Origin of the sequence: Cupriavidus taiwanensis (assembly GCF_900249755.1) — a bacterium.
Lineage (GTDB): Bacteria > Pseudomonadota > Gammaproteobacteria > Burkholderiales > Burkholderiaceae > Cupriavidus > Cupriavidus taiwanensis_D.
The window spans coordinates 1,456,406-1,482,020 of record NZ_LT976854.1 but is presented as its reverse complement, the minus strand read 5'-3'; the positions used below and the strand labels follow the sequence as shown (position 1 = coordinate 1,482,020).

Here is a 25,615-nt window from a genome sequence, read left to right as displayed (position 1 = left end):
TGCCGCCGTGCCGATCGCATGGATGGCGACGAGCCACGAGGCAACGAGGAGCATGAGGTGACGCAAGAACAGTTCGGCAAGCCGGACCGGATGATTCCGGTGCGCAGCGTGTTTGGCATCGATTCCGGCCTGATGGTGCCGGCCTTCAGCCAGCGCGACGACCACGTGCCGGAGATCGATCCGGCCTACCGCTTCCAGCCCGAGGTGACGCTGGCGATCCTGTCCGGCTTCATGCGCGACCGGCGCGTGATGGTGCAGGGCCTGCACGGCAGCGGCAAGTCGACCCATATCGAGCAGGTGGCGGCGCGGCTGAACTGGCCGTGCGTGCGCGTCAACCTGGACGGCCACATCAGCCGGCTGGACCTGGTCGGCAAGGACGCCATCGTGATCCGCGACGGGCGCCAGGTCACAGAGTTCCAGGAAGGCATCGTGCCGTGGGCGCTGCAGCGCCCGGTGGCGCTGATCTTCGACGAATACGACGCGGGCCGGCCCGACGTGATGTTCGTGATCCAGCGCATCCTGGAGCGCGACGGCAAGTTCACGCTGCTGGACCAGAACCGCGTGATCCGCCCGCATCCGTCTTTCCGCTTGTTTGCGACATCCAATACCGTGGGCCTGGGCAATGTCAACGGGCTCTATCACGGCACGCAGCTGCTCAACCACGCGCAGATCGACCGCTGGAACGTGGTGGCGACGCTGGACTACCTGGCGCACGACGAAGAGGCGGGCATCGTGCTGGCACGCGTGCCCGAGCTGGACGACGCCGACGGGCGCGCGCTGGTCGATGCCATGGTCGCGCTGGCCGGCCTGACCCGCCGCGGCTTTGCCGCCGGCGATGTGTCGGCGCTGATGTCGCCGCGCACGGTGATCAGCTGGGCCGAGAACTGCCAGATCTTCCGCGACCCAGCGCTCGCCTTCCGCCTGACCTTCCTGAACAAGTGCGACGAAGCCGAGCGCCCGGTGGTGGCGGAGTACTACCAGCGCTGCTTCGGCCACCTGCCGGGCGAGGCCGCCGGCGTCAGCGCCGCGGCGGAGCCCGCGCGATGAACGCGGCGGCGCTCGCCCAGCAGCTGCGCCGGCGCCAGCGTCAGGATGAACTGTCCGGCGCGGCCGTGCGCGCGCTCACCGGCGACGCGGCGCTGCATTTCCGCGACGGCCAGCTCTGGCGCGCGCTGCGCCCGCTGCCGCAGCATGCGCCGCACCTGCGCACTGACCTCGAAACCGACACGGCCACTTGCCTGCGCGGCGCGGCCGATGGCGCCGCTTTGCGCCAGGCGCATTCCGACGCCGCGCTGCATCGGCAGCTATGCCCGGCCGATCCGGTCGAGCGCCTGCTGTTCGAACTGCTCGAGCAGTTGCGTTGCGAGACCCGCCTGCCGCGCGGCATGGCTGGCGTCGCGGCCAACCTGCGCCATCGCTTCCTGGCGTGGTCGCGCGCCTTCCATCGTTCCGGGCTGACCGACGGGCATCTCGGCATCCTGCTCTATACGGTGGCGCAGGTGGCGTGGTCGCGCCTGAACGGCGAGCCGGTGCTGGAAGAAACCGAAGACCTGATCGAGGCCACGCGCGCCGCCATCGTGCCGAGGCTGGGCACCCCGCTGGCGGGGCTGCGAGCGCACCGCCACGACCAGGCCGCCTATGCCGCGCACGCGCTGGCGCTGGCGCACGCGGTGGCGCAGATGATCCGCACCGAAGCGCCCGGGGCCGGTGAAGACGACGACAAGGCCGCCTCCGCCGCACGCGCGGGCTTTGCGCTGTGGCTCGACTTCGACGAACCGCCCGCGGAAGACTTTGCCGTGGCCGACAGCGGCCACAGCCGCGTGCTCGCCGACGCCACTGACGGCTACCGCATCTACACCACCCGCTACGACCGCGAAGTGCGCGCCGCCACGCTGGTGCGCCGCGCCTTGCTGGACGAGTACCGCACGCGGCTCGACGCACGCATCGCGCGCGCGGGCGTGAACCTCGCCCGGCTGGCCCGCCGGCTGCGCGCCGCGTTGTCGCAACCGCGCGTCGACGGCTGGTCCTTCGGCGAGGAAAGCGGCCGCATCGACGGCCGCCGCCTGGCGCAGCTGGTCAGCTCGCCCGCCGAGCGCCGGCTGTTCCGCCAGGAAGCGCACAAGGCCCACGCCGACTGCGTGGTCGGCTTCCTGGTCGACTGCTCCGGCTCGATGAAGGCGCAGGCCGAGCCCCTGACCCTGCTGATCGACCTGCTCAGCCGCGCCCTGGACCAGGCCGGCGTCGCCACCGAAGTGCTGGGCTTCACCACCAACGCCTGGAACGGCGGCCGCGCGCGCAGCGACTGGCTCGCCCGTGGCCGCCCGCAGCACCCCGGCCGGCTCAACGAAACCTGCCACATGGTGTTCAAGGACGCGCAGCGCAGCTGGCGCCGCGCGCGCACCGACATCACGGCGCTGCTGAAGGCCGACCTGTTCCGCGAAGGCGTGGACGGCGAAGCCGTCGAATGGGCCTGTGCGCGCCTGCACGCCACTGGCAAGGCTCGCCGCATCCTGGTGGTGGTGTCCGACGGCAGCCCCATGGACACCGCCACAGGGCAGGCCAACGACGCCTGCTATCTCGACAACCACCTCAAGGCGGTGGTGGCGCGGCACGAAGCGCTGCGCGACGTCGAAGTGCTGGGGCTGGGGGTAGGGCTGGACCTGAGCCCGTATTACCGGCATACGCTGGCGCTGGACCTGTCGCAGCCGGTGGATATGGCGATGCTGGATGAGGTGGCGGGGCTTGTGGGAGCGCGGCGGCGGTAGCGGCCGCGCCACCCGGGCCCGCTGGCGTGCACCGTTCGCCTATTCGCTGCCGGCGGCGGCCGGCTGAGGCCGCCCGGGCATCGTCTTCGGCTGCCACGAGACCGCGATATCGCCGGCCATGAAGGTCTGGCATGCCAGCCGGAAGCCATCGGCCAGCTCGGCTTCCGTCAGCAGCTTCCTTTCCTTCGGCTTGACCGCATCGGTATGCTCGCGGCCCTGCTCGATGCGGCACTTGCAGGTGCCGCACAGCCCGCCGCCGCATTTGAACGGGATGCCGCCCTGTTCGCGCAGCGACACGCGCAGCAGGTTGCTATTGGCCGGTGCACTGACGGTCTTGCCGTGGTTGGTGAGGAAGGTGATCTGGATCATGGCGATAAATGCCTGGCGTGCAGGCGTAAGGCTTCAGGAGCGGCCGTCCACGGCAACCGGCACGGGTACGAGGGTAATGTCCATGCTGCCGAAGCTGGCCAGCTGGTGCAGCGCGTCGCGGGCGGCTTGGAGCGTCGCGTACTTGTCGAGGAAACGGGTCGAGACCAGGTTGACGATGCCGGGCGGCGTTTCCTCGCGCACCCGGACCTTGGTATCGGCGCCCAGTTCGGCAATGACGAAGCGGGCGGTGCGCTTGCCGTAGAAGACGTAGTCGTAGGCCTCGACGGCGGTCATGCCGTCGGTCGGTTCGGTACGGAACTGGCCGGGGCGGCTGGTCAGCAGCACGAACATGTCAGGCCCCCGCGGTCGCCCCGGCCAGCGCGGCAGGCGCTGGCACATCGTCCTGGGCCAGTTCGATGTCATGCTCGATCCACAGCTGGCAGGCAAGCCGGTAGCCGTGTGCGAGCCGTTCGCCAAGCTGCTTCTTTTCCTTCCAGTTGGGCGGCGGCAGGTGCTCCGCGCCGGCGATCACGCGGCACGCGCACTTAGAGCATTTGCCCATGCCGCATTCGTATTGCAGGTTGGGGTAGGGGAACTGCCGGATGCCGGCGCGGACCACCAGGTTGGTCCTGGGGCCGACCTCGTCGGTAAAGGTCTGGCCGAACTTGTGCAGGATGACTTTTGGCATCGTCGGTTTGGGCAAAGGACACGAAATAGGACAGTAAAGTCGGCGCGTTGCTGCTTTCGCCTACGACCACAACACCATCGCCGCCACGGTGGAGCAGGCCAGGCCGATCAGCACCGGGATCAGCAACGCGCGCACCGCTTCGAGCACCGGCACGCGGGCAAAGCCGGCCACCGCGATCAGCGATGACCACGCCACCAGCGTGCCGCCGCCGGTCCAGACCGCGCCCATCTGGCCGACCGCCGCCAGCGTTGCGGGGTCGAAGCCGACCACCGGGCCCAGCGCGCCCGCCAGCGTGCCGGTCAGCGGCAGGCCGGCGAAGCCGGAGCCGTCGATGCCGGTGATCATGCCGACCAGCAGCACGCCGAAGGCGACCAGCATGTGGTTGTCGGGAATCAGGTGCTGGTAGGCCTGGATCAGCTCGAACAGCAGGCTGGGCGCCTTGCCCGGCGGCAGGCCGAGGATCTGCGCCGCGGTCTCGCCGGCGCCGACGAAGAAGAAGCCCGCGATCGGCAGCACCGAACCCATGGCCTTGAAGGCAAAGACGAAGCCGTCGGTGATGTGCTCCGGGCAGACATCGAGCATGCGGCGCGGGCCTTCCGCGGCCAGCGTCGCCAGCATCATCAGCACCGCCGCGACCCCGCCCACCAGCGCGGCGGCCTCGCCGCCCTTCAGGTCATGCACGCCGGCGCCCAGCTTGGGCAGCACCATCACGGCGACCACGGCAAGAAAGGCCAGCGGCGTCACGATGGCAAAGCACTTGGACCACTTCACCCGCCGCAGCGCGACCATCGACAGGCTGGCTTCGATATTGCTGTCGGTGCCGAGCGGTTCGGCGTGGGCGGTGCCCTTCGCGATCTCGGCCTTGTCGAAGGTGATGCCGCCATCGATGGCTTCGGCGCTGCCGCCGGCGCGCGCCTGCCAGCGGTCGAGCAGCGTGCCGCAGGCCGGCACGATGTGCTTGCGCATCGACAGGTAGGCCAGGCACAGCGCAATGCCGCCGGTGATCAGCGACAGCGCCAGCGCGCGGTCTGCCACCACCGCGGCACTGACCGCCGCGCCGGCGGCCTTGGCGCTGATGCCGGGCGCGACGCCGATCACATAGTCCGACGACAGCGCCATGCCCTGACCCGCAATGGCAATCGCCATCGCGCCCGCCAGCGGCGGCAGCCCGGCAGCGATCGCGGCCGGCAGCAGGATGGCGGATACCAGTGGCACGGCCGGCGTCGGCCAGAAGAACAGGGAGATCATATAGGTGATGCCTGCCAGGATAAAGAACGCCGAATGCCCGTTCTTCATCACCACGCGGAAGGGCTCGACCATGCGGATGTCCGAGCGCAGCGTCTTGAGCGCATTGAGCAGCGCGGTCATGAACGCGATCACCAGGAAGATGTTGAACAACTCGCGCGCGGCGACCAGGCTGGCCGAGAACACCCCCGCCAGCGCCGACACGGGGCTGCCGGTCAGCGCAAATACGACCAGGGCGGTGCCGACGATCGACGGGACTACGACATTGGCGCGCAGGATCATCGTCAGCACGATGACTGCTACCCCTGACAGATAGATCCAGTGCGCGGCACCGATCACGACTTGTTGTGACATGAAGACTCCCTGGGGGCGGAGGGGTTTGGGGGCGGGTTCTATCGGACTTCGCTCGGTCCGTTTCGGTATACTATATTCCGACATGATGCCGCGCCAAGCGATTTTTCATTGGGGCTTACGCGGATGCCAAAGCGGTGCGATCCGCCTGTAACCCGCACATTTATTGGGCTGACGGGCGCCGCATGTCACGTGATGGTGCACCGGGCAGCTCACGGGTTGTTGATAATCACGCCGCTATGTAGACTGTATACCGTTAGGTGAATGGGAACGGCAATGGGCGCAAGATGAGAAGGGCGCATGGCCGTGTCCCGGATGTGCCCGCCGTCCCCCGATCCCGCCCCCATGCTTTTCCCATGCCGATGACCGACGCCATGCCCGCCGCCTTGCTGACGCTGCTGCCTCCAGGCCTTTCCGCTCCGGACTATCTGTGGATGGGCGCGCTCATCCTGGCCGGCGCGTGCCTGCAAGGCGTGGGCGGGATCGGCTTTGCCATGCTGTGCGCGCCACTAGGCGCGATCTTTTTCCCGGAGCTGGTGCCGGGGCCGTTGCTGGCGATGGGTTGCTGCCTGTCGTTGATGGGCGCGCTGCGCGAGCGCGAAGCCATCGTCTGGCCTGTCGCCGGCTTTGCGCTGGTGGGGCGGGCAATCGGCGGCGCGGGGGCGGTGCTGACCATCGCCTGGCTGGCACCGGGCCCGCTCGCAATCTTGTTCTCGCTGTCGATCCTGGCCGCGGTGGCGCTGAGCCTGCTCGGCTGGCGCCTGTTGCCGGGTGCGCGCAACGTGGTGATCGCCGGCACGCTGTCCGGCTTCATGGGAACCATCACCTCGGCCGGCGCACCGCCGTTCGCGCTGGTCATGCAGCACATGCCGCCGGCGCCGATGCGCGCGACCATGGGCTGCATCCTGTCGGGTGGCGCCGTGCTGTCGCTGGCCATGCTGACGCTGGCCGGGCGCTTCGGCATGCCGCAGCTCTTACTGGCGCTGGCGCTCGCGCCCTTCCTGCTGGCCGGCTTCGCGCTGTCGAACCGGCTGCGCGGGCGCGTTTCCGCCAGCGCCGTGCGCCGCTTGCTGCTGGGCCTGTGCGCGGCCGGCGCGCTGGGCGTGCTCGGCCGGGCGGCCTTCGCCTGAGGCGCCGCCGCCATACGCATTTCCTGGCTTTACCGATCCACCAACCAGCGGAGTTTCCATGCAGCACATCACCGATGCCATGATTGACGCCCATGTCACCCCGGAAGCGGCCCGAGAGGTCATGGAGTCCGCCTTTTCCAGCTTCGGACGCGGCGATGCCGCCATGCAGGCGCGGATCCGCACCGAGGCGGGCGGCGTCAAGCTGTCGACCCTGGGCGCGGTGATCCCGCAGCAGGGCGTGGCCGGGGCCAAGGTCTACACCACCATCAACGGCCAGTTCTCCTTCGTCATCCTGATCTTCTCGTCCGACGACGGCCGCCCGCTGGCTTCGTTCGACGCCGGCGCCATCACACGCCTGCGAACCGCCGCCTGCACCACGCTGGCGGCGCAGCGACTGGCGCGGCCCGGCGCGCGCACGCTGGCGTTGTTCGGTGCCGGCACCCAGGGCGCGCAGCACGCGTGCCAGCTCAGCGCCACGCTCGGGCTTGAGCGCATCCTGGTGTCCGATCCGCACGCCGATGCCGGCATGCCGCAACGGCTGTCGGCGCAGTGCGGCATCCCGGTGACGCTGGCCGAACCCGATGCCGCAGTGGCCGAGGCCGACATCATCGTCACCGCCTCGCGCGCGACCACGCCGCTGTTCTCCGGTGCGGCGATCCGGCCAGGTGCCTTCGTCGCCGCCATCGGCTCCAGCCTGCCCCACACGCGCGAACTCGACGACACCGCGCTGCGCCGCGCCGCCGCCGTGGTGGTCGAGTGGCGGCCGCAAGCGACGCGCGAGGCCGGCGATATCGTGCTGGCCGATCCCGGCGCGCTGCCGCCGGAAAAAATCGTCGAACTGCACGACGTCGTGCTCGGCAGGGTGTCGCCGCGGCAGCGCGAGGACGACATCGTGATCTACAAGTCGGTCGGCGTGGGGCTGGAAGACGTCGCGCTGGCGGGATACGCGTGGTCGCGTATCGCGGACAAAGCGGCTCGCCATACCAGCTGAGCGGTTCGGGTAAACACTGGCGTGATGAGTCAACAGAGCCCTTGTCGTCGTCCATTGAGTGTATATAGTATACAACCATGCCGGGGCCGCTCCCGACGGGCCTGGATTCCGGCATCCATCCATCGCATCGCCCCACCTCGACAACCTGGAGTCCCGTTATGGCCGAACTGATGAACCGCGAAGATTTCCGTGCCGCCCTCGAACAAGCGATCAAGGGCAAGAGCGCCAACCAGGCGCCGTTCAGCGTGGCCTGGGCCAGCGGCAAGCTGACCCGCGCCCATCTCGCGCGCTGGGCCGAAAACCACTACCACTACGTCGGACCGTTCGCGGATTACCTGGGCTACATCTATGCGCGCACGCCGGACCGCTACACCGAGGCCAAGGACTTCCTGCTGGCCAACATGTACGAGGAAGAGATCGGCGGCGACCGCCACACCGATCTGCTGATCCGTTTTGCCGAAGCCTGCGGCACCACGCGCGAGCGCGTGACCGACCCGGACAACATGTCGCCCACCACGCGCGGCCTGCAGAGCTGGTGCTACGCGGTGGCGATGCGCGAGGACCCGATCGTGGCCGTGGCCGGCCTGGTGGTGGGGCTGGAATCGCAGGTGCCGTCGATCTACCGCAAGCAGACGCCGACGCTGCGCGACAAGTACCAGTTCACCGACGAAGAGGTCGAGTTCTTCGACCTGCATATCGTCTCGGACGAGATCCACGGCGAGCGCGGCTACCAGATCGTGCTGGAGCACGCCAACACGCCGGAACTGCAGCAGCGCTGCCTGAAGATCTGCGAGATCGGCGCGCAGATGCGGCTGCTGTACACGACCGCGCTCTATCACGACTATGTCGAGAAGGAGCTGCCGCTGCCGGAACTGGACATGGCTGCCTGAGGGGCGCCACGCAACGGGATCGACGATGACTGTGTTCCTCAACCATATCGACGGCGAATGGACGGCCTGCCAGTCGGGCCGGACCTTCGACAACGTCAACCCGGCCGACACCGCCGACATCGTGGGCCGCTTTCAGGCGTCGTCCGCGGTGGACGCGCAGGCGGCCGTCGCGGCCGCGGCAGCGGCCTTTGCCGGCTGGAGAAAAACGCCGGTCGGCAAGCGCGCCGCCATGCTCAACCGCGCCGCGGAACACCTGGAAGCGAACGCCGACAGCATTGCTGCAGAGCTGACCCGAGAGGAAGGCAAGTCCCTGGCGCTTGCGCGCGATGAGGTGTTGCGCTCGGCCCAGACGCTGCGCTTCTATGCCGTGGAAGGGCAGACCTTTACCGGCGAGGTGTATCCCAACGACGACCCCGACCAGCTGGTCTACAGCCAGGGCGAGCCGCTCGGCGTGGTCACGGTGATCGCCCCGTGGAACTTCCCGGTGTCGATTCCCGCGCGCAAGATCGCGCCGGCGCTGGTGACCGGCAACACGGTGGTGTTCAAGCCGTCCTCCGAGGCGCCGCTATCGGGCTACCGGTTGGCCGAGGCGCTGGTGCAGGCAGGCCTGCCCAAGGGCGTGCTCAACTTCATCACCGGCAGCGCTGGCGAGATCGGCGCCGCCATCACCGAGGCGCAGGCGGTGCGCGCGATCTCGTTCACCGGCTCGTCGCGCGCGGGCGAGCAGATCCACCGTGCGGTGCCGCTGACCACGCGCACGCAGATGGAACTGGGCGGCAAGAACCCGCTCATCGTCATGGAGGATGCCGACCTCGACCGCGCTGTCGACCTGACTATCAAGGGCGGCTTCTCGCTGTCGGGTCAGGCGTGCACCGGCACCAGCCGCGTGCTGGTGGCCGAGGCGGTCAAGGCAGCCTACACCGAGCGCCTGCTGGCAAAGGTTGCCACGCTCAAGATCGGCAGCGGCATGACGCCGGGGATGGACCTGGGGCCGCTGGCCTCGGCCCGGCAATTGGAGACGGTGCTGCGCTACCTCGACATCGGCAAGGCTGAGGCGACGCTGCTGTGCGGCGGTGCGCGGCTGACCGGCGGTGCTTACGACAAAGGCTACTACGTCGCACCGACCGTGTTTACCGACGTGACGCCGCAGATGCGGATCGCGCGCGAGGAAATCTTCGGCCCGGTGATCGCCATCCTCGGTTTCACCGATTACGGCGACGCCATCGCCAAGGCCAACGATACCGAATACGGGCTGGCCGCGGCCATCGTCACCAGCAACCCGCGCTACATCCACCACTTCGCCAACGATATCGAGGCCGGCACGGTCAAGATCAACCGCACCACCACCGGCAACCTGGTCAATGCGCCGTTCGGCGGACTGAAGCGGTCCAGCACGTCGACCTTCCGCGAGTCGGGCCGCACCGGGCTGGAGTTCTATACGCAGGTCAAGACAGTCTACCGGGGTGCCTGAGCCCGCCCCGCAGCAAGGAGCCATAGCAATGAAGCAAGCCATCAAGCTGGAACTGCGCGAAGCGCGCCACATGGTTGCCGCCGCGATCCGGCGCTCGGAAGAGATCGGCGTGCTGGAGTCGATCTGCGTGGTCGACGAGGGCGGCTACCCGCTCGCGCTCGAGCGCATGGACGGTGCGCGCATCACCGGGCCGCAGATCGCCTGGAACAAGGCCTTCACCGCCGCGGGCCACAAGCGCTCCACGCACCTGTTCACCACGCCGCCGAACGGGCCGGCGCTGCCGGGCAACGAGGCCTTCGGCATCCAGTGGAGCTTCGAGGGCAAGTTCGCCGCCTTCGTCGGCGGCTTCCCGATCGTGGTCAACGACGAAGTGATCGGCGGCATCGGCTTGTCCGGCGGCAACGGCGAACAGGACACGCAGGCCGGCCTGGCCGCGTTGCAGGCGCTGGCGGAACTGCTGGCGCCGCAGGACCTGAAGGTGCTGGTGCAGGCCGACATCAAGAAGTAAGCTAGATTGCGCGGAGGTGACATGTCGTACCGCATCCAGATCGCCGAAACGCAGCAGGTCTTTTTCGTTGAACGCGGCGAGACACTGCTGCAGGCCGCGCAGCGCGCCAGCATCGTCTTGCCCCATGATTGCCAGCTGGGTGGTTGCGGCACCTGCCGCATCCGGCTGCTCCAGGGGCAGGTCTGCTACGACGAGGAACCGTTCGGCCTGGCGCCGGATGAGGCTGCGGCCGGCTATGCGCTGGCCTGCCAGGCGCAGCCGCTGGGCGACCTCGTTATCAGCCCGGCGCGCGCCGATGACGCGTGCGCCGAGCCAGCGCGTTATCGGGCGCTTGTACAGGCTGTACGCCCGTTGTCGGCTGATGTCTTGCACATCGAGCTGGAAGTGCCGGACGCCGGCGCCCTTGACTATCGCCCCGGCCAGTACCTGAAGCTGCTGAGCGCAGACGGGCGCGCGCGTAGCTTCTCGATGGCCTCGGTGCCGCGCGACGGACGGGTCGACCTGCACGTGCGGCGGATTCCGGGCGGGGCCTTCACCGATGGCATCTTGCCGCGGATGAAGGCGGGCGATGCCATCGACGTCGAACTGCCGCTCGGTACCTTTTTCTACCGCGCAAAGGACTACCGGCCGCTACTGATGGTGGCCACCGGTACCGGACTGGCGCCCATCAAGGCGATCCTGGAATCGCTGATGGACGATCCCGACTGCCCGCCGGTGTCGTTGTACTGGGGCATGCGCCACGTACAGGACCTGTACCTGCACGGCGAGATCCCCGCCTGGGGCGAGCGGCTCTATGAGTTCCGCTATGCGCCGGTACTGTCGCGTGCCGGCGCGGACTGGCAGGGCCGCCGCGGCTATGTGCACGACGCGGCGCTGGCCGACCTTGGCGACCTGAGCGAATACGCCATCTACCTGTGCGGCTCGCCCGACATGATCCGTGATGCGCGCGCCGCCTTTATCGCGCACGGGGCCAGTCCGGACCACCTCTATGCCGACAGCTTCACATTCCAGCACCTTTGTTAGGACACGCCGGTATGCATAAATGGCTGGTATACAATGACGCCAGCCTCTCCGCTTACGCCTCTGCCGACCCATGTCCCTTACTCCGTCTCCTGCCGCGCCCGCCGAGCCGCTGAGCCTCGGTGCCAGCCACTCGCCGCTGTTCGCCCTTGTCACCGACAAGCTGCGCGAAGGCATCCTGAACGGCAAATATGCGCCGGGCGAACGGCTGGTGGAGAACAAACTCTCGGCTGAACTGGGCGTATCGCGCATCCCGGTGCGCGAGGCGCTGCGCGCGCTCGCCAGCGAAGGACTGGTGCTGATCGAGCCGCGCCGCGGCGCGACCGTGGCCAGCCTGTCGCCGGTGATCGCGCGCGAGATGGTCGAAGTGCGCGCTACGCTTGAGGGCCTCAACGCCAAGCTCGCCGCGCAACGGCGCGACCCGGCGCTGGTGGCGGAGCTGGAAAGCGTCTTGCGGCAAGGCATGGATGCAGCGGCGCAGGGCCGCGCGGATGAGTTGCTGGCGCTCAATACGCGCTTTCACGAAGTACTCGGCACCATCGCGGCCAACAGCGTGCTGCAGGAAATGATGCGTTCGCTGCGCGAGCGCACCGCGGTGCTGTTCGGCCCGGCCAACGTGGTGCGCGCGCGCCAGAACTGGGACGAGCACGCGCAGATCCTGCAGGCGGTGATTGCCGGCGACGCCGATCTCGCGGCACTGCTGGCCGCGCGCCATGTCTACAGCGCCGCCAAGGCGGCTGACCTGCCGGTGGAAGGGCAGGGCAGCGCGGCGCAGGCGGCCTGAACGCGGGTCGGCTACCTCCCCTCTGCTATCCCGTCGTTGTCCTGACGCACGGGAGTGTCCCGGATTCCCCCCTGCATGGATGCCCACCGGCAGGGCGTGGCGTGCCCTGTTATGACGCACTGCACCAATTGAGTGTATACTGTAGCCATTCAAGGTCCCATGAGATTTGCCATGCAGTCGCCCGAACAACGCTATCTTTCGCAACCCGTCGGCCAGCAGTTGCTGGGCCACTTTGCCGCGCGCGATACGGTGCGCCATGCCACGCCGCTGGTACCGCTGCGTCTGCGCGATATCGGCCGCTTCTTGCTTGCGCTGGGCGGCCGTACGCCGCGCCGCAGCCATTGCTGACCCGCACTGAGTGACGCGCGGCGGAACTCCGCCGCGCACCCCGTCTGTTCCCGCCTTCCTCCCTGGCACGCGTCCTGCGCGCCATTCCTCCCTGTCATCCCAAAGCCCTCGCACGCCTCAGGCGGTGTATTCGCGCATTGTCCTTGCACTGCCGGCGATACGGAATATAGTATACCAACGCAATCGCGGTACCCCTGAGCCCCTCATACGCCCCCACCGCGCCGAACGGCGCGGATAACGACAAGGAGCCGATGTGAACCTGCCCGACTGGACGACTGGCGGCTTTCCGCCGCTATGGGAGGTGGCACAGCGGCTTGCCGGCGGCAAGGTGTCGTCGGAGGAACTGGTCGACGCCTGCGAGGCGGCGCAAGGGCAATGGCACGGCATCATCAATGCAATGGTGCTGTCGGATTTCGGCGCGGCCCGCGCAGCCGCGCGGGACAGCGACCGGCGCCGCCGTGCCGGCCAGGCGCGCGGCGTGCTCGACGGCGTGCCGTTCTCGGTCAAGGAGTCGTTCGACGTCGCCGGCTGGCCGACCACCTGCGGCAATCCGGCCCTGCGCGGGCACGCGGCCCAGCGCGACGCGGTGGTGGTGCAGCGGTTGCGCGACGCCGGCGCGATATTGCTTGGCAAGACCAATGTCCCGCTCGGCCTGCGCGACTGGCAGAGCTACAACGCAATCTACGGCACCACCCGCAACCCCCACGATCCGACGCGCACGCCGGGCGGCTCGTCCGGCGGCAGCGCGGCGGCAGTCTGCGCCGGCGTGTCGTTCTTCGACGTGGGTTCCGACATCGGTTCCTCGCTGCGCAATCCGGCGCACTACTGCGGCATTTTCTCGCTCAAGCCGAGCCATGGGTTGGTGCCGCTGGCCGGACACGGTGCCGGTGCCGCGCGCTTCGGCGAGCAGGACATCAATGTCGCCGGCCCGCTGGCGCGCAGCGCGCGCGACCTGGAGCTGGTATTGCGCACCATCGCGGGCCCGGCCGGCGACGATGCGCTGCCATACCGCTTGCAGTGGCCGGAATGCCCGCACCGCCGGCTCGCCGACTTCCGCATCGCCGTGCTGCCGACTCATGCCCAGGCGCAAGCGGACGGCGAGGTCGCGGCGCAGATTGAGCGGCTGGGTCACTGGCTGGCGGGGCAGGGAGCCCATGTTGGCTGGCACGCGCGACCGGACTTCGACGCCGCCGAGCTATGGCATGCCTACGTGACGCTGTTGCGTGCCACCACCTCCGTGCACATGGATGACGCCGCCTTCGCCGATGCACTGGCCCGCAGCGCCACTGCCACCGCCGGCGACCACGACTACGCGACCCTGCAGTACACCGGTGCGACGCTGAGCCACCGCGACTGGCTGCGCCTGCAGGTGGCGCGTGAACGCTTTGCCGCCGCATGGCGCCGCTTCTTCACCCGCTACGACGTGCTGCTGTGCCCGGCCGCCACCACCACCGCATTTGCGCTCGACGAAGCGGGCGAGCCCTGGCAGCGCACGCTCACGGTCAACGGCCGCGCTCAGCCGATGACCACCCAGTTGTTCTGGGCCGGCCACTCCGGGCTGTGCGGCCTGCCCTCTGCCGTGGCGCCGATCGGCCGCGGCGCCGGCGGGCTGCCGGTCGGCGTACAGATCGTCGCCGGCCGCTACCAGGATCTCACCGCCTTGCGTTTTGCCAGCCTGCTGGAGGAAGCCGGCTATGAATACCGGCCGCCGCGGCCGCCGCAGCCGGCTGTCTTGCCGGCTGCGCACCACAACTGACTACACCGACCACAACACATCACACACCACTGGGGAGGGGATCATGTTCGATTGGTTCCGTGATTTGTCGCGCATGGAGCGCAAGGGATTCTATGGCGCGTTCCTGGGGCATGCCGTCGACGTGTTCGACTTCATGATCTATTCCTTCCTCATCTCCACGCTGCTGGGGCAGTGGGGCATGAGCAAATCGACCGCGGGCGCGATCGTCACGTGGACGCTGGTGTCGTCGCTGGTCGGCGCGATCGGCGCCGGTATCCTGGCCGACCGCTACGGGCGCGTGCGTGTGCTGCGCTGGACCATCATCGTGTTCGCGGGCGCCTGCTTCCTGTGCGGGCTGGCGCAATCGCCGGAGCAACTGATGGTGTTCCGCATGATCCAGGGGCTGGGGTTCGGCGGCGAGTCGTCGCTGTGCATGGTGCTGGTGACCGAGATGATCCGCAACCCGGCGCACCGCGGCAAATATTCCGGCTTTACCGCGAGCAGCTATTCCTTCGGCTGGGGCGCCGCGGCGATCGTGTATGCGATCACGTTCAGCGTGCTGCCCGCGGAGACCGCATGGCGCGTCTGCTTCTTCCTCGGCATCCTGCCGGCATTGGTGGTGATCTACCTGCGCCGCAACCTGGAAGAGCCCGAGATCTTCCTGAAGAGCCGCGCCGCCGGCAACAACGGCTCGGCGCTGGCCGGACTCGGGCGGCTGTTCCGCGGGCCGCTGCTGGCCAAGACGCTGCTGTGCAGCCTGCTGTCCGGCGGCATGCTGGGGGCTTACTACGCAATCGCCACGTGGCTTCCGACCTTCCTCAAGACTGAGCGCGGCCTGTCGGTGTTCGGCACCAGTTCCTACCTGGCGGTCACCATCATCGGCTCACTGGCGGGCTATGTAGCGGGGGCCTATGCCACTGACCGCTGGGGCCGCCGGCTGACCTACATCGTGTTCGCGGCGGGCGCCTTCGTGGCCGCGCTGGTGTATATGGTGATTCCGGTATCGAACACTTCGATGCTGTTCCTGGGCTTTCCGCTGGGTGTGCTGATGCAGGGGGTGTTCGCCGGCATCGGGGCTACCATTGCCGAGTCCTATCCCAACGATATCCGCGCCACGGGGTATGGCGTCTCGTACAACGCCGGCCGCGTGATCGGTTCGCTGTTCCCGCTGTCGGTGGGGTGGCTCAGTTCGGGGCATACCTCGCTGCCGATCGCGATCGCCATTGTCGCGGGGGTCGGCTATGCAATGGTGGTGGTCGCCGCAGCGCTGCTGCCGGAAACCACCGGCATGGATCTGGAGCTGGCTGGCGGCAGTGGCGGCAAGGAGGATGCCGAGCCGCTGGCGCGGCCCGCGGGGACGGCGGCCTGAACCCAGCCGTCAACCTCGGCACGCACAGAGAACCTCAATCCAGCGCGACACCAAGCCTGCGGATCACCTCCCCCCAGCGCTTGCTGCCCGCGCTGAGCCACTGTGCCGCCTGGGCGCCATCGGTGGCCTGCGGCCGCACGCCCTGGCCCGCCAGCTTCTTCTGGAAGTCGGCATCCGCGAAGATCGACTTGAGCTGCTGCTCCCAGCGCGCGCGGATGGGCGCTGGCGTGCCCGCCGGAACCAGCATCACGAAGGCAAACTCCGCATCGAAGCCCGGCACCCCGCTTTCTGCCACCGTGGGCACGTCCGGCAGCAGCGGATCGCGCTTCTGGCCGGATACCGCCAGCGCCAGCAGCTTGCCGCTGCGGATGTACTGCACCGCGGTTGGCGTGGCCAGGAAGCCGGCCGGCACCTGGCCGGCGAGGACGTCGCTGAGCGCAGGGGCATTTCCCTTGTATGGCACGTGGGTAGCCTGGATCTGCGTACGCGCCTTGAGCATCTCGAAGGCGATATGGCCCGGCGACGCGATGCCCGCTGACGCATAGGACAGGTCCCCGGCTTTGGCCAGCGCCAGGAACTGCTTCAGGTCGCCGGTCTTGGTGCCGGGATGCGTCACCAGCACCTGGTTGAAGGTACCGGCCAGACCGACCGGCTGCAGGTCGCGCACCGGGTCGAACGCCATCTTGCGATAGGCGAACGGGTTGACGGTCACCAGCGTATCGGTCGACATCAGCAGCGTATAGCCGTCGGGCGTGGCGCGCGCGGCGGCTTCCGCGCCGACGTTGCCACCGGCGCCGGCGCGGTTCTCCACTACGACGGGTTGTTTCAGGTCGCGCGTGGCGCGCTCCGCCACCAGCCGGGCCACGGTATCCAGCGGACCGCCGGCGGGGAAATTGACGATGATGCGCACCGGGCGCGACGGGTACGCGTCCTGCGCCTGCACGGGCACGGCGGCCAGCAAGGCGGCGCCGGCCAGGACCGGAAAGAGGAAAGCCGAGGGGCGGGTCATGCTGTTGTCTCCGTTGATATTGTTTGGGGTGCCGCGTGCCGCGCACCGATGGGCGCGTCAGGCCAGCGCCGTCGGATTGGGGCTGGCGTCGCTGTGCGCGATCATCGCAACGACCAGTTGCTGCAGCAGTTGCTCGCGCACGCCGGCCAGCGCCGGCACCTGCCACAGGTTGTGCGATTCGGTGGGGTCGTTTTCCAGGTCGTACAGTTCGCCCCAGTCGGCGCCCTCGTAGACGCTGAGCCGGTAGCGCGCGGTCTGCAGCGTGCGCATGCGCGTGCGCATCGGGAAATCGAACAGCGTGCGCTGGTTCTCTTCCTCGATCAGCAGCGCTTCGCGCGGCAGCGGCTGGCCGGCCATCGCCGGCAGCAGCGGCAGGCCCTGCATGCCGTTGTAGGGCAGGCAGCCGGCGCGCGCGAGGATGGTCGGGGCGATATCGATGGTGGAGCACAGCGCCCGGCTGTGCGTGCCCGGCGCCGTGCCGCGCGCACGCGCCTCGGGCTCGGACCACACCAGCGGCGTGCGGATCAGGCCCTGGTAGTGCAGCGGCCCCTTCCACAGCAGCTGGTGGTCGCCGAAGAAGTCGCCATGGTCGCTGGTGAACAGCACCACGGTATCGCGGTCCAGCCCCAGCGCGGCCAGCCGCGCCATCACCCGGCCGATGGTGTCGTCGATATGCGCGATCGAGCCGTAGTTGAGCGCCAGCGCCTCGCGCGCCTCGCGCTCGCTGCAGGCGAACATGGCCGGTGTGTGCTTGACCGCGCGGCCGGCGTCGCGTTGCGCATGCAGCCAGCGCAGGTGCGGCGGCGCCAGCGCCGGGTCGTCGTGGAACGAGGCCGGCAGGGTCATGTCCTCCGGGCGGTACATGTCCCAGTAGCCGCCGGGCGGGGTGAAGGGGTGGTGCGGATCGGGGAACGAGCACTGGATCATGAACGGCGCGTCGGCCCGCGCATATTGCTCCAGCAGGTCGATGGTGCGGTCGCCGATCCACGCCGTGGTCGACAGGGTCTCGGGCACGCGCGTGCGCCACGCCTGGCGCGCGGCGGACAGCGCGTAGTCCGGTGTCGGGATCGCATGCGCCTGCCCGCAGAGGGCTGCCACTTCGGGATGGTGCTGTTCCAGCCAGCGGCGGTAGTGGCCGCCGGCGGTGTCGCCGTGGTCGGTCACCAGCTGCACGTCGCCAAAGCCGTAGAACGGCAGCGACATGTCGAAGCCGGCATCGTCGCGCCAGGCCGGACCCCATTCCTGGTCGAAGCGGCCGGCCTCGGGCCGGCGTGCCTCGCCTTCGGTGCGCGGGTCTTGCGCACGCGGCCACACCGGCGCCAGCCCCGTCATGTTCTGCAGGTGCGACTTGCCGACCAGCCCGGTGCGGTAGCCCGCGTCGCGCAGCCGCTCGACAAAGGTCACCTGCGACAGCGGCAGCGGAATGCCGTTGTGGCGCGCGCCGTGCACCGACGGCATGCGTCCCGTCATCAGCGAGGCGCGGTTGGGCATGCAGATCGGCGACGCCACATAGCAGCGCTGCGCCACCCAGCCGTGCTGCCCCAGCCGGTCGATATTGGGGGTTTGCACCACGCGGTTGCCGTAGAGGCCGAGGTGGTCGGCACGGTGCTGGTCGGTGATGAAGAGCAGGAAATTGGGACGGGAAGATCGGAGCATGGCCTGTGAGGGGAGCGGGAACTTGGGGCGCAGCGAGTGCGCCACGGCGCATCTGTCGCAAAAATTATGGCATCGGCCGTGATGACATTGAAATGATTAAAATAGCCGCTGCTATCACCCAAAATGCATACCATGGACTGGACCCAGCGCCTGCGCATCCGGCAACTGCATGTACTGGTGGCGCTCTACGAGACCCGCAATGTCAGCCACACTGCCGAGCGACTGAGCATGACCCAGCCGGCCCTGTCGCGCTGGCTGGCCGAGCTGGAAGGCGAACTGGGCGTGGCGCTGTTCGAGCGCCATTCGCGCGGGCTGGTGCCCACGCGCTTCTGCGATGCGCTGGTGGTGCACGCGCGCACCATCCTCAGCGAGATCGAGCGCACCCAGGCCACCATCCGGGTGATGGCCGACGGCGCGGCTGGCCAGCTGGCCATCGGCGCAACACCGACCGTTGCGGTCGATCTGCTGCCCGGCGCGATCCGGCGGTTCCGCGCAGCGTTTCCCGACGCCCACCTCACGCTGGCCGAAGGCACGGTGGAAGACATGCTGCCCGCGTTGCGCGAGGGCCGGCTGGATTTCGTGGTGGGACGCACCGAGGTGCAGGGCATCGACGCGCCGCTGCGCTGCGACCTGCTGTATGCCGAGACCATTCGGGTAATTGCCGGGCCGACGCATCCGCTCGCGCGCCGGCGCAAGCTGAAGTGGGAAGAGACGCGCCCGTATACCTGGATCGGCCCGCCGCCCAACAGCCAGATCCGGCGCGAACTGGACTATGAACTGGCGCTGGCCGGCGAGCCGGCGCCCACGGTCCGCATCGAAAGCGCCACCGTGCTGGCCAATGTGGCATTGCTGCAGCAAGGCGAATTGCTGGCGGTGATGTCCGGCCGGATGGCCGCGTATTTCCGTGCGCTGGGACAGGTGGTGCCGTTGCCGCTGCCTTACCGGCGCGAGGGAACAGTGGGGGTGCTCCGGCATCGCAATGCCGAGCAGACGCCGATGCGGCAGGCGTTCATGGCGGCATTGCTGGAGGCAGCAGGCTGAAGCGCCATGTAAGCGCTCCGCATACAACACTGACTATTCGTACGCGAGCCGACAGGCGTTGTATGATGTTTGCACGGAGTACGCGTTACGCGTACAACAAATACAGTTCGAACATCTATATGTGATGCATAAAGCTTCTGAAGAGAACGAGCTGCTGATTCACGCTGCCGCCAGCGCATTCCACAACGCAACCGGCGTACGAGCGATGTTTGTCCCGGCACCGACCCCTTCCGATTTGCCGCCGGACGGCTCAATGCGCTTCGATCTGGGCGACGGCCGTGTCTGCACCTTGCCGGTGACCGTGCGGCGCGCGGTGGATCGCTTCTCCGCCGTGTCCGCGATCGTGGAAATGCAGCGCCAGCTTGGACAAAAGGTCCTGCTTGTCACCTCCTATGTGTCACCGGACATGGCCGAGCGCCTGCGCAGCCAAGACATCGCCTTCATCGATACCGCGGGCAACGTTTCGCTGCGGCTGCCCCAGGCATTGCTATATGTGGTGGGTCGCCGCGCGCCAGCTGGCGGGGTGCCGGCGCGACGCGCACGGACCGCCAGCCCCAAGCAGCTGGAGGTCCTGTTCGCACTGATTGCGAACCCTGGTCTGCTGGGCGCTCCTTATCGTTCGATCGCCCATGCGGCTGGCGTTGCCCTGAGCACGGTCAATCTTGCGTTGGACGACCTGCTCCAACGCGGCCTGGTCGGGGTAGGCGATGATGGCAAGCGCTGCTTCAGTGCCTGGGCGCGTGTCGTCGACGAATGGGCGACGCTTTATCCGTTGCGGCTTCGGCCGAAACTGGCGAGCAAGCGCTTCACCGCGACGCGGCCGGATTGGTGGCAGGGCATCGATCTTCATCGATACGACGCCGTCCTTGGGGGCGAGGCGGCCGCAGAGAAGCTTGCGCATAATCTGCGAGCCGAGCGCATCACGCTGTACGCTGGCTCGTCGATGCCTCGCGAACTCATCCTTGACGCGAGGCTGAAGGCGGACCCGGCAGGCGAGGTGGAGATCTCGCAGCGCTTCTGGCCAGCAGGGCTCAAGGCGGCGACGATCGTGGCGCCCGGTGTTGCGCATCCGGTGCTCGTGTATGCCGACCTGCTCGATACCGGAGAATCGCGCAATGTCGAGGCGGCGCGGCAGATAAGGGAACAGTACCTTGCCCATCATCCTTGAAGTTCCCGCGGCGCGGCCGATCGATGCCGAAAGCAAGGCCTTGCTGAGCGACCTGGATGCCGTTGCGCGGCAGCTTGGCATCTCATACTTCGTTGGCGGTGCGACAGCCAGGCAGGTGATCCTCGAAAACATCTTTGGCAACCGGCCGGCCCGGCGCACCTACGATATCGACATCGGGATCTGCATTGCCGACTGGGCCGAACACGAAGCGCTGCGACAACACCTGGTTGCTAGCGGCCGGTTCCAGACGGTCAACCAGAACGCACACAGGCTGACTTACCACCGCGGCGGTGAACGCGTGATGGTGCTCGATATCATTCCGTTCGGAGCCATCGAAAGGCCCGCCGCAAGCATCGCGTGGCCGCCGGCGATGGATACGGTGATGAATGTCGCTGGCTTTCGCCAGGCCTTCGATGCGGCAATCCGCATCATTATCGATGACGGACTGATGATCGCGTTCGCCTCGCTGCCCGGACTGGCCATGCTCAAGCTGCTGGCATGGCACGACCGCCATCGCGACGACAGGCGCGACGCCACAGATCTGTTGGCCCTGTTATGCAGCTATGAAATGGCCGGGAATCAGGACCGGCTATACCAGCAGGAAGCCGCCCTGCTGGAGCAATATGATTTCGATCTGGACATCGCCGCAGCAGCGCTGCTCGCGCGCGACGCTGCTGCACTGGCTTGCGGCGACGACGCAGTGGCGAGGCAACTTGTTGCCGTGCTTGGCGACGACAACGTCTTTAGCCGGCTGCTCGCGCACATGGCGTTTTTTGGCGACCGCCACCCAGTGCCCGGAGACAGCATGGACCCGAAGCGGGTCTATCCGCGCATGCACGCATTCCGGGCGGAATTCTTGTCGATGCTGAGTTCCAGACGGTCGTAAGCGAAGGCGCAGTCCGCGGGCAAGAACGTCTTTTCTCAACGCGCCCACGAAGTCAGCGCCGGCAGCATCAAACTCACCCCAATCCCGATCAACACTCCGAACGCGACACGCCGCGTCGTGGTCGGCGAGAACGGCGGCGGGAAGCGCCGCCCCAGCAGCGTGGCGAGCACCACCACCGGCACCCCGACGGCGGCCTGCAGCCAGATCGCGGTATCCAGCTGCCCTTGCCAGGCCGAGAACAGGGTGCGCACGGTCGAGGTCACGGTAAACACCAGGATCAGCGCGCAGCGGATTTCCACCGGCTTCATCGGCTGCCGGTAGAACTGGAAGATCAGCGGCGGTCCGGAGACGCCGAACATGCCGCTCAGCAGCCCGCCGAAGACGCCGCTCATGAAGAAGCTGCCGTCGCCGGAGCGCTGCCGCAGCGGCTCGGGTTTGAAAGCGGCGCTCAGGCCGCCGTACAGGATCACCGCGCCCAGCAGCAACTGCAGCAGCGTGGCGGCGGTGCTGCTCAGGTATTCCAGCACCAGCACGCCAACCAGCACCGAAGGCAGGATGCCGATCGCCGCGGCACCGACCGCGCGCCAGTCGATATGCTGGAACTTGCCGGGCAGCGCGCATGCGCTGTTGGCCAGCGTCACCAGGCTGACCACGGCGGCCACGGTGGCCACGGGCGCCAGCCCGAGCCCGCTGGTCGCGCCCATCACGATCATGCCGAGGCCGAAGCCGGTCACCGTCTGGAAATAGGTGCCGGCGCCGAGCAGCGCCTGCATGCCCAGCAGCGGCAACAACAGTTCTGCTTTCATGCCGCCGCCTGCTCGCCCTTGGGCGCCTGTGCGGCGCTTGCCTGCGCCTGCACCACGGTGACGGCGATGACATGGAACACGTCGTCGGCGCTGCAGCCGCGCGACAGGTCGTTGGCGGGCTTGTTGAGTCCCTGCAGCATCGGCCCGATGGCCTTGGCGCCGCCGACGCGCTCGGCCAGCTTGTAGCCGATATTGCCGGCCTCCAGGCTGGGGAACACCAGCACGTTGGCATGGCCGTTCACCTGCGAATGCGCGACCTTGCGCGCGGCGATCTCGGCGACGATGGCTGCATCGAGCTGCACGTCGCCGTCGATGGCCAGTCCCGGGCGCTGCGCGCGCACGCGCTCGGTCGCGGCCACCACCTTGTCCACCGCGGCATGGTGGGCGCTGCGGCTGGTCGAGAACGACAGCATCGCCACGCGCGGCTCGTCGTTGAGCAGCGCGCGCGCGCTGTCGGCCGCGGCCATGGCGATATCGGCCAGGGCCTCGGCATCCGGGTCGACCACCAGCCCGCAGTCAGAGAAGATCAGCCCGCCCTTGAGCGTATGGAACGGTTCGCACAGCATCATCAGGAAGAAGCTCGACACCAGCCGGAAGCCCGGCGCCAGGCCGATCAGCTGGATGGCGTTGCGCACGACGTCGGCGGTGGTGTGGTCGGCGCCCGCGACCGAACCGTCGGCATGACCCAGTCGCACCATCAGGTTTGCGAAGCACAATGGGTCCAGCACCGCGCGCTTGGCTTCGTCCAGCGTCATGCCCTTCTTCTGGCGCAGCGCAAAGAGTTGCTGCGCGAACGAGGGCGTCAGCGCCGAGGTCGAGGGATCGACCAGGGTCATGCCTGCCAGGTCGATGCCATGGATGGCGGCGGCGGCATGGATCTGGCGGGTATTGCCGACCAGCACGATTTGCGCGATGCCTTCCTGCGTGGCGCGTTGCGCGGCTTGCAGGATGCGCGGGTCTTCGGCCTCGCACAGCACGATGCGGCGAGGGGCGGCGCGGGCGCGGTCGATGATGCGGAGGATGGGTTTCATGGTGTTCTTTCAGAAATGAAGAAAGGGCCGAAGCCCTTGCTATGCCGGTGGTTTGCTCCCCTCTCCCGCTTGCGGGAGAGGGGCCGGGGGTGAGGGCAGGCACTGGCATACCGACATCTGGTACTTCGTTGATACGCCTGGCCCTCACCCCAACCCTCTCCCGCAAGCGGGAGAGGGAGCACGCCCATCGCAAGCGAGGCGCCTGTGCAAGTTCAAGCTCAGACGTAGTCCTTGTACTTGTCCAGGTAACGCACCGGCTTGGCCAGCGCATCGCGGCGGAACGGATCCCCCAGCTCACGCGTGCACATGATCTCGATGATCGTGGTCTTGCCATGATTCATCTGCAGGTCGATGGCGCGCTTCAGTGCCGGGCCCACGTCTTCCAGGCGGTCCACCACGATGCCTTCCGCGCCCATTGCCTTGGCGATGCCGGCAAAGCTCTGGTTGTCGAGCTCGCCCGCGACGAAGCGGCGGTTGTAGAAGTCCACCTGGTTCTTCTTCTCCGCGCCCCACTGGCGGTTGTGGAACACCACCGCGGTCACCGGGATGTTGTGGCGCACGCAGGTCATGGTTTCCATCAGGCTCATGCCCCAGGCGCCGTCACCGGCGTACGACACGGCCGGACGATGCGGTGCCGCCACCTTGGCGCCGATGATGGTGGGGAAGGCGTAGCCGCAGTTGCCCCAGCTCATCGCCGCGAAGAAGCTGCGCGGCTTCTCGAAGCGCAGGTAGCTGTTGGCCACCGAGTTGATGTTGCCGATGTCGGTGGACACCATCACATCTTCCGGCATGGCCTTTTCCAGCTCGCGCAGCACCTGGCGCGGGTGCAGGTAGTGGCCACCGGTGGGGGTGCGCTCGTTCTTCTGCTCTTCGATCATGTCGAGCGAGTACGGGTCGCGCTCGTGGGTCCAGTCGTCCAGCTCTTTCTCCCACGCGGCCTTTTCGTTGGCGATTTCGGTGGCGCGGCCATCGCGGGTGGCGTCGCAGGCGAGCGTGCGGCCGGCCAGGCGCTGGGTCAGCGCGACGGCGGCAGCCTTGGCGTCGCCGCAGATGCCGACCGAGATCTTCTTCACCAGGCCCAGCATCTTGTGGTCGGCGTCGATCTGGATGATCTTGGCGGTCTTGGGCCAGTAGTCCATGCCGTGCTGCGGCAGCGTGCCGAACGGTCCCAGGCGCGAGCCCAGTGCCACCACCACGTCGGCGCGCGAGATCAGCTTCATCGCCGCCTTCGAGCCCTGGTAGCCCAGCGGGCCGCACCACAGCGGGTGGCTGGCGGGGAACGAGTCGTTGTGCAGGTAGCTGTTGACCACCGGCGCGCCCAGGCGCTCGGCCAGCGCCTTGCATTCTTCGATGGCATCGGCCATCACCACGCCGCCGCCGGAAATGATCACCGGGAACTTGGCGTTGGCCAGCAGCTCGGCCGCTTCGTTCAGGCTCTGCTCGCCGCCGGGGCCGCGGTCCAGGTGCTGCGGCTTCGGAATCTCTGCGGTGATCTTGCCGTAGAAGTGGTCGCGCGGAATGTTCAGCTGGGTCGGGCCCATCTCGGCCTTGGCGCGGTCGAAGCAGCGCGCGGTGAACTCGGCCATGCGCGCCGGGTTGGTGACGTGGCCCTGGTACTTGGTGAACTCCTGGAACATCGGCAGCTGGTTGGCTTCCTGGAAGCCGCCCAGGCCGATGCCCATGGTGCCGGCCTCGGGCGTGACGATCACCACCGGGCTGTGGGCCCAGTAGGCGGCGGCGATCGAGGTCACGCAGTTGGAGATGCCGGGGCCGTTCTGTCCGATCACCACGCCGTGGCGGCCCGACACGCGGGCGTAGCCGTCGGCCATGTGGCCGGCGCCTTGCTCATGCACCACCGGGATCAGGCGGATGCCGGCCGGGGCGAAGATGTCCATCGCGTCCATGAAGGCCGAGCCCATGATGCCGAACATGTCGGTCACGCCGTTTGCGGCCAGGGTCTCGACAAAGGCTTCGGACGGGGTCATGGTCTGCGGGCCGGCCGGCAGCTGATCCTTCGCGGCGGCCGAGCCACCGGAAACGGCGGGCTGCTTGGTGGTTTCGAGGTCGCGCATGGCGTTGTCTCCTGATGAGGGTGTTATAAAGTGGAACAAGGCGTTCCGGAAAATTGCTTGTTGGGGGAAATGTAGGCGGAAGACTTCCGTTGGTCAATAGGAAGTTTTGGTTTTCGGAATGAAATTGATGAAAAATTGAGACAAACGGTGTTCATGTGCGCCGCGTGAGGCACTTTTAAGGGAGGGGTGTGATCGACGCCCGGCAAGCCACCACACGGGCTAATAGCCCGTTGGCGGGTGCAAGAATCGGGATATCGATCAGGCGGACCGCACACGCAACGG

At 67.8% G+C, this 25,615-nt stretch carries 24 protein-coding genes; 15 read left to right on the top strand and 9 right to left on the bottom strand.

Features of this window, described 5'->3' with window-relative positions; translation table 11 throughout:
- Positions 1 to 18 precede the first annotated feature (18 nt).
- Together CBM2594_RS22365 and CBM2594_RS22360 are read left to right on the top strand one after the other, a co-directional pair.
- Entirely contained in the window at positions 19 to 1,047 is a 1,029-nt protein-coding gene (locus CBM2594_RS22365; protein ID WP_116358947.1) for an AAA family ATPase, read from the top strand.
- The gene (locus tag CBM2594_RS22360; protein WP_116358946.1) at positions 1,044 to 2,765 is read left to right on the top strand and encodes a cobaltochelatase CobT-related protein; all 1,722 of its coding nucleotides are present in this window, start codon (positions 1,044 to 1,046) and stop codon (positions 2,763 to 2,765) included. The genes CBM2594_RS22365 and CBM2594_RS22360 overlap by 4 nt, the downstream gene beginning before the upstream one ends.
- 39 nt (positions 2,766 to 2,804) lie before the next feature.
- On the opposite strand, the gene CBM2594_RS22355 is transcribed toward CBM2594_RS22360, so the two are convergent.
- Genes CBM2594_RS22355 through CBM2594_RS22340 form a run of 4 tightly spaced genes read right to left on the bottom strand, consistent with a single transcriptional unit; the run spans position 2,805 to position 5,421 of the window.
- Entirely contained in the window at positions 2,805 to 3,134 is a 330-nt protein-coding gene (locus tag CBM2594_RS22355) for a 2Fe-2S iron-sulfur cluster-binding protein (protein WP_116358945.1), read from the bottom strand.
- Between the two features lie 33 nt (positions 3,135 to 3,167).
- Complete coding sequence (locus tag CBM2594_RS22350; protein ID WP_116358944.1) at positions 3,168 to 3,485, bottom strand: ferredoxin; 318 nt, start codon at positions 3,483 to 3,485, stop codon at positions 3,168 to 3,170.
- Between the two features lies 1 nt (position 3,486).
- Positions 3,487 to 3,822 (bottom strand): 2Fe-2S iron-sulfur cluster-binding protein, encoded by a 336-nt coding sequence (locus tag CBM2594_RS22345; RefSeq protein WP_116359727.1) that lies wholly within the window; start codon positions 3,820 to 3,822, stop codon positions 3,487 to 3,489.
- A 60-nt stretch (positions 3,823 to 3,882) separates the two neighbouring features.
- Positions 3,883 to 5,421: a hypothetical protein gene (locus CBM2594_RS22340; RefSeq protein WP_116358943.1), complete on the bottom strand. Its 1,539-nt coding sequence runs from the start codon at positions 5,419 to 5,421 to the stop codon at positions 3,883 to 3,885.
- A gap of 359 nt (positions 5,422 to 5,780) precedes the next feature.
- On the opposite strand from CBM2594_RS22340, the gene CBM2594_RS22335 reads away from it, so the two are divergent.
- From CBM2594_RS22335 to CBM2594_RS22290, 10 genes are all read left to right on the top strand, one after another.
- A complete protein-coding gene (locus CBM2594_RS22335) occupies positions 5,781 to 6,548 on the top strand; it encodes a sulfite exporter TauE/SafE family protein (protein WP_232346770.1) in 768 nt (255 codons plus the stop codon).
- 58 nt (positions 6,549 to 6,606) lie between these two features.
- Positions 6,607 to 7,539 carry an ornithine cyclodeaminase family protein gene (locus tag CBM2594_RS22330; RefSeq protein ID WP_116358942.1) on the top strand — a complete coding sequence of 311 codons (933 nt, stop codon included), beginning with the start codon at positions 6,607 to 6,609 and terminating at the stop codon, positions 7,537 to 7,539.
- 158 nt (positions 7,540 to 7,697) lie between these two features.
- A complete protein-coding gene (locus CBM2594_RS22325) occupies positions 7,698 to 8,429 on the top strand; it encodes a TenA family transcriptional regulator (RefSeq protein WP_116358941.1) in 732 nt (243 codons plus the stop codon).
- Between the two features lie 25 nt (positions 8,430 to 8,454).
- Positions 8,455 to 9,900, top strand: a complete 1,446-nt coding sequence (locus tag CBM2594_RS22320) for an aldehyde dehydrogenase family protein (protein ID WP_116358940.1) — start codon at positions 8,455 to 8,457, stop codon at positions 9,898 to 9,900.
- 28 nt (positions 9,901 to 9,928) lie between these two features.
- On the top strand, positions 9,929 to 10,408 hold the full coding sequence (locus CBM2594_RS22315; RefSeq protein ID WP_116358939.1) for a GlcG/HbpS family heme-binding protein: 480 nt from the start codon (positions 9,929 to 9,931) through the stop codon (positions 10,406 to 10,408).
- Between the two features lie 21 nt (positions 10,409 to 10,429).
- Positions 10,430 to 11,431 carry a 2Fe-2S iron-sulfur cluster-binding protein gene (locus tag CBM2594_RS22310; RefSeq protein ID WP_116358938.1) on the top strand — a complete coding sequence of 334 codons (1,002 nt, stop codon included), beginning with the start codon at positions 10,430 to 10,432 and terminating at the stop codon, positions 11,429 to 11,431.
- A gap of 70 nt (positions 11,432 to 11,501) precedes the next feature.
- The gene (locus tag CBM2594_RS22305) at positions 11,502 to 12,212 is read left to right on the top strand and encodes a GntR family transcriptional regulator (protein ID WP_116358937.1); all 711 of its coding nucleotides are present in this window, start codon (positions 11,502 to 11,504) and stop codon (positions 12,210 to 12,212) included.
- Between the two features lie 171 nt (positions 12,213 to 12,383).
- Positions 12,384 to 12,560: a hypothetical protein gene (locus CBM2594_RS22300; protein ID WP_198048192.1), complete on the top strand. Its 177-nt coding sequence runs from the start codon at positions 12,384 to 12,386 to the stop codon at positions 12,558 to 12,560.
- A gap of 253 nt (positions 12,561 to 12,813) precedes the next feature.
- Positions 12,814 to 14,316 (top strand): amidase, encoded by a 1,503-nt coding sequence (locus CBM2594_RS22295; RefSeq protein WP_116358936.1) that lies wholly within the window; start codon positions 12,814 to 12,816, stop codon positions 14,314 to 14,316.
- 43 nt (positions 14,317 to 14,359) lie between these two features.
- Positions 14,360 to 15,664, top strand: a complete 1,305-nt coding sequence (locus CBM2594_RS22290) for an MFS transporter (RefSeq protein ID WP_116359725.1) — start codon at positions 14,360 to 14,362, stop codon at positions 15,662 to 15,664.
- Between the two features lie 34 nt (positions 15,665 to 15,698).
- Here the strand turns inward: CBM2594_RS22290 and CBM2594_RS22285 are convergent, their stop codons facing one another.
- Positions 15,699 to 16,673 (bottom strand): Bug family tripartite tricarboxylate transporter substrate binding protein, encoded by a 975-nt coding sequence (locus CBM2594_RS22285; protein WP_116358935.1) that lies wholly within the window; start codon positions 16,671 to 16,673, stop codon positions 15,699 to 15,701.
- A gap of 57 nt (positions 16,674 to 16,730) precedes the next feature.
- Positions 16,731 to 18,329: a sulfatase-like hydrolase/transferase gene (locus tag CBM2594_RS22280; protein WP_116359724.1), complete on the bottom strand. Its 1,599-nt coding sequence runs from the start codon at positions 18,327 to 18,329 to the stop codon at positions 16,731 to 16,733.
- A gap of 132 nt (positions 18,330 to 18,461) precedes the next feature.
- On the opposite strand from CBM2594_RS22280, the gene CBM2594_RS22275 reads away from it, so the two are divergent.
- The 3 genes from CBM2594_RS22275 to CBM2594_RS22265 all read left to right on the top strand — a co-directional run bounded on the left by CBM2594_RS22275 (position 18,462) and on the right by CBM2594_RS22265 (position 21,424).
- Positions 18,462 to 19,370, top strand: a complete 909-nt coding sequence (locus CBM2594_RS22275) for a LysR substrate-binding domain-containing protein (RefSeq protein ID WP_198048191.1) — start codon at positions 18,462 to 18,464, stop codon at positions 19,368 to 19,370.
- 124 nt (positions 19,371 to 19,494) lie between these two features.
- A complete protein-coding gene (locus CBM2594_RS22270) occupies positions 19,495 to 20,538 on the top strand; it encodes a type IV toxin-antitoxin system AbiEi family antitoxin (protein ID WP_198048190.1) in 1,044 nt (347 codons plus the stop codon).
- Positions 20,522 to 21,424: a nucleotidyl transferase AbiEii/AbiGii toxin family protein gene (locus CBM2594_RS22265; protein WP_116358932.1), complete on the top strand. Its 903-nt coding sequence runs from the start codon at positions 20,522 to 20,524 to the stop codon at positions 21,422 to 21,424. Before CBM2594_RS22270 ends, CBM2594_RS22265 begins: the two co-directional genes overlap by 17 nt.
- 35 nt (positions 21,425 to 21,459) lie before the next feature.
- Here CBM2594_RS22265 and CBM2594_RS22260 read toward each other — a convergent pair whose 3' ends face one another.
- The 3 genes from CBM2594_RS22260 to xsc all read right to left on the bottom strand — a co-directional run bounded on the left by CBM2594_RS22260 (position 21,460) and on the right by xsc (position 25,246).
- Positions 21,460 to 22,230 (bottom strand): sulfite exporter TauE/SafE family protein, encoded by a 771-nt coding sequence (locus tag CBM2594_RS22260; protein ID WP_116358931.1) that lies wholly within the window; start codon positions 22,228 to 22,230, stop codon positions 21,460 to 21,462.
- The gene (gene pta, locus CBM2594_RS22255; RefSeq protein ID WP_116358930.1) at positions 22,227 to 23,261 is read right to left on the bottom strand and encodes a phosphate acetyltransferase; all 1,035 of its coding nucleotides are present in this window, start codon (positions 23,259 to 23,261) and stop codon (positions 22,227 to 22,229) included. The genes CBM2594_RS22260 and pta overlap by 4 nt, the downstream gene beginning before the upstream one ends.
- 218 nt (positions 23,262 to 23,479) lie before the next feature.
- Positions 23,480 to 25,246: a sulfoacetaldehyde acetyltransferase gene (xsc, locus tag CBM2594_RS22250; protein ID WP_111517492.1), complete on the bottom strand. Its 1,767-nt coding sequence runs from the start codon at positions 25,244 to 25,246 to the stop codon at positions 23,480 to 23,482.
- Positions 25,247 to 25,615: the final 369 nt, after the last annotated feature.

Coding starts and splice junctions, on each gene's coding strand:
- CBM2594_RS22365 (WP_116358947.1), top strand. CDS start 19: ATGGATGGCGACGAGCCACGAGGCAACGAGGAGCATGAGGTGACGCAA.
- CBM2594_RS22360 (WP_116358946.1), top strand. CDS start 1,044: ATGAACGCGGCGGCGCTCGCCCAGCAGCTGCGCCGGCGCCAGCGTCAG.
- CBM2594_RS22355 (WP_116358945.1), bottom strand. CDS start 3,134: ATGATCCAGATCACCTTCCTCACCAACCACGGCAAGACCGTCAGTGCA.
- CBM2594_RS22350 (WP_116358944.1), bottom strand. CDS start 3,485: ATGTTCGTGCTGCTGACCAGCCGCCCCGGCCAGTTCCGTACCGAACCG.
- CBM2594_RS22345 (WP_116359727.1), bottom strand. CDS start 3,822: ATGCCAAAAGTCATCCTGCACAAGTTCGGCCAGACCTTTACCGACGAG.
- CBM2594_RS22340 (WP_116358943.1), bottom strand. CDS start 5,421: ATGTCACAACAAGTCGTGATCGGTGCCGCGCACTGGATCTATCTGTCA.
- CBM2594_RS22335 (WP_232346770.1), top strand. CDS start 5,781: ATGACCGACGCCATGCCCGCCGCCTTGCTGACGCTGCTGCCTCCAGGC.
- CBM2594_RS22330 (WP_116358942.1), top strand. CDS start 6,607: ATGCAGCACATCACCGATGCCATGATTGACGCCCATGTCACCCCGGAA.
- CBM2594_RS22325 (WP_116358941.1), top strand. CDS start 7,698: ATGGCCGAACTGATGAACCGCGAAGATTTCCGTGCCGCCCTCGAACAA.
- CBM2594_RS22320 (WP_116358940.1), top strand. CDS start 8,455: ATGACTGTGTTCCTCAACCATATCGACGGCGAATGGACGGCCTGCCAG.
- CBM2594_RS22315 (WP_116358939.1), top strand. CDS start 9,929: ATGAAGCAAGCCATCAAGCTGGAACTGCGCGAAGCGCGCCACATGGTT.
- CBM2594_RS22310 (WP_116358938.1), top strand. CDS start 10,430: ATGTCGTACCGCATCCAGATCGCCGAAACGCAGCAGGTCTTTTTCGTT.
- CBM2594_RS22305 (WP_116358937.1), top strand. CDS start 11,502: ATGTCCCTTACTCCGTCTCCTGCCGCGCCCGCCGAGCCGCTGAGCCTC.
- CBM2594_RS22300 (WP_198048192.1), top strand. CDS start 12,384: ATGCAGTCGCCCGAACAACGCTATCTTTCGCAACCCGTCGGCCAGCAG.
- CBM2594_RS22290 (WP_116359725.1), top strand. CDS start 14,360: ATGTTCGATTGGTTCCGTGATTTGTCGCGCATGGAGCGCAAGGGATTC.
- CBM2594_RS22285 (WP_116358935.1), bottom strand. CDS start 16,673: ATGACCCGCCCCTCGGCTTTCCTCTTTCCGGTCCTGGCCGGCGCCGCC.
- CBM2594_RS22280 (WP_116359724.1), bottom strand. CDS start 18,329: ATGCTCCGATCTTCCCGTCCCAATTTCCTGCTCTTCATCACCGACCAG.
- CBM2594_RS22275 (WP_198048191.1), top strand. CDS start 18,462: ATGGACTGGACCCAGCGCCTGCGCATCCGGCAACTGCATGTACTGGTG.
- CBM2594_RS22270 (WP_198048190.1), top strand. CDS start 19,495: ATGCATAAAGCTTCTGAAGAGAACGAGCTGCTGATTCACGCTGCCGCC.
- CBM2594_RS22260 (WP_116358931.1), bottom strand. CDS start 22,230: ATGAAAGCAGAACTGTTGTTGCCGCTGCTGGGCATGCAGGCGCTGCTC.
- pta (WP_116358930.1), bottom strand. CDS start 23,261: ATGAAACCCATCCTCCGCATCATCGACCGCGCCCGCGCCGCCCCTCGC.
- xsc (WP_111517492.1), bottom strand. CDS start 25,246: ATGACCCCGTCCGAAGCCTTTGTCGAGACCCTGGCCGCAAACGGCGTG.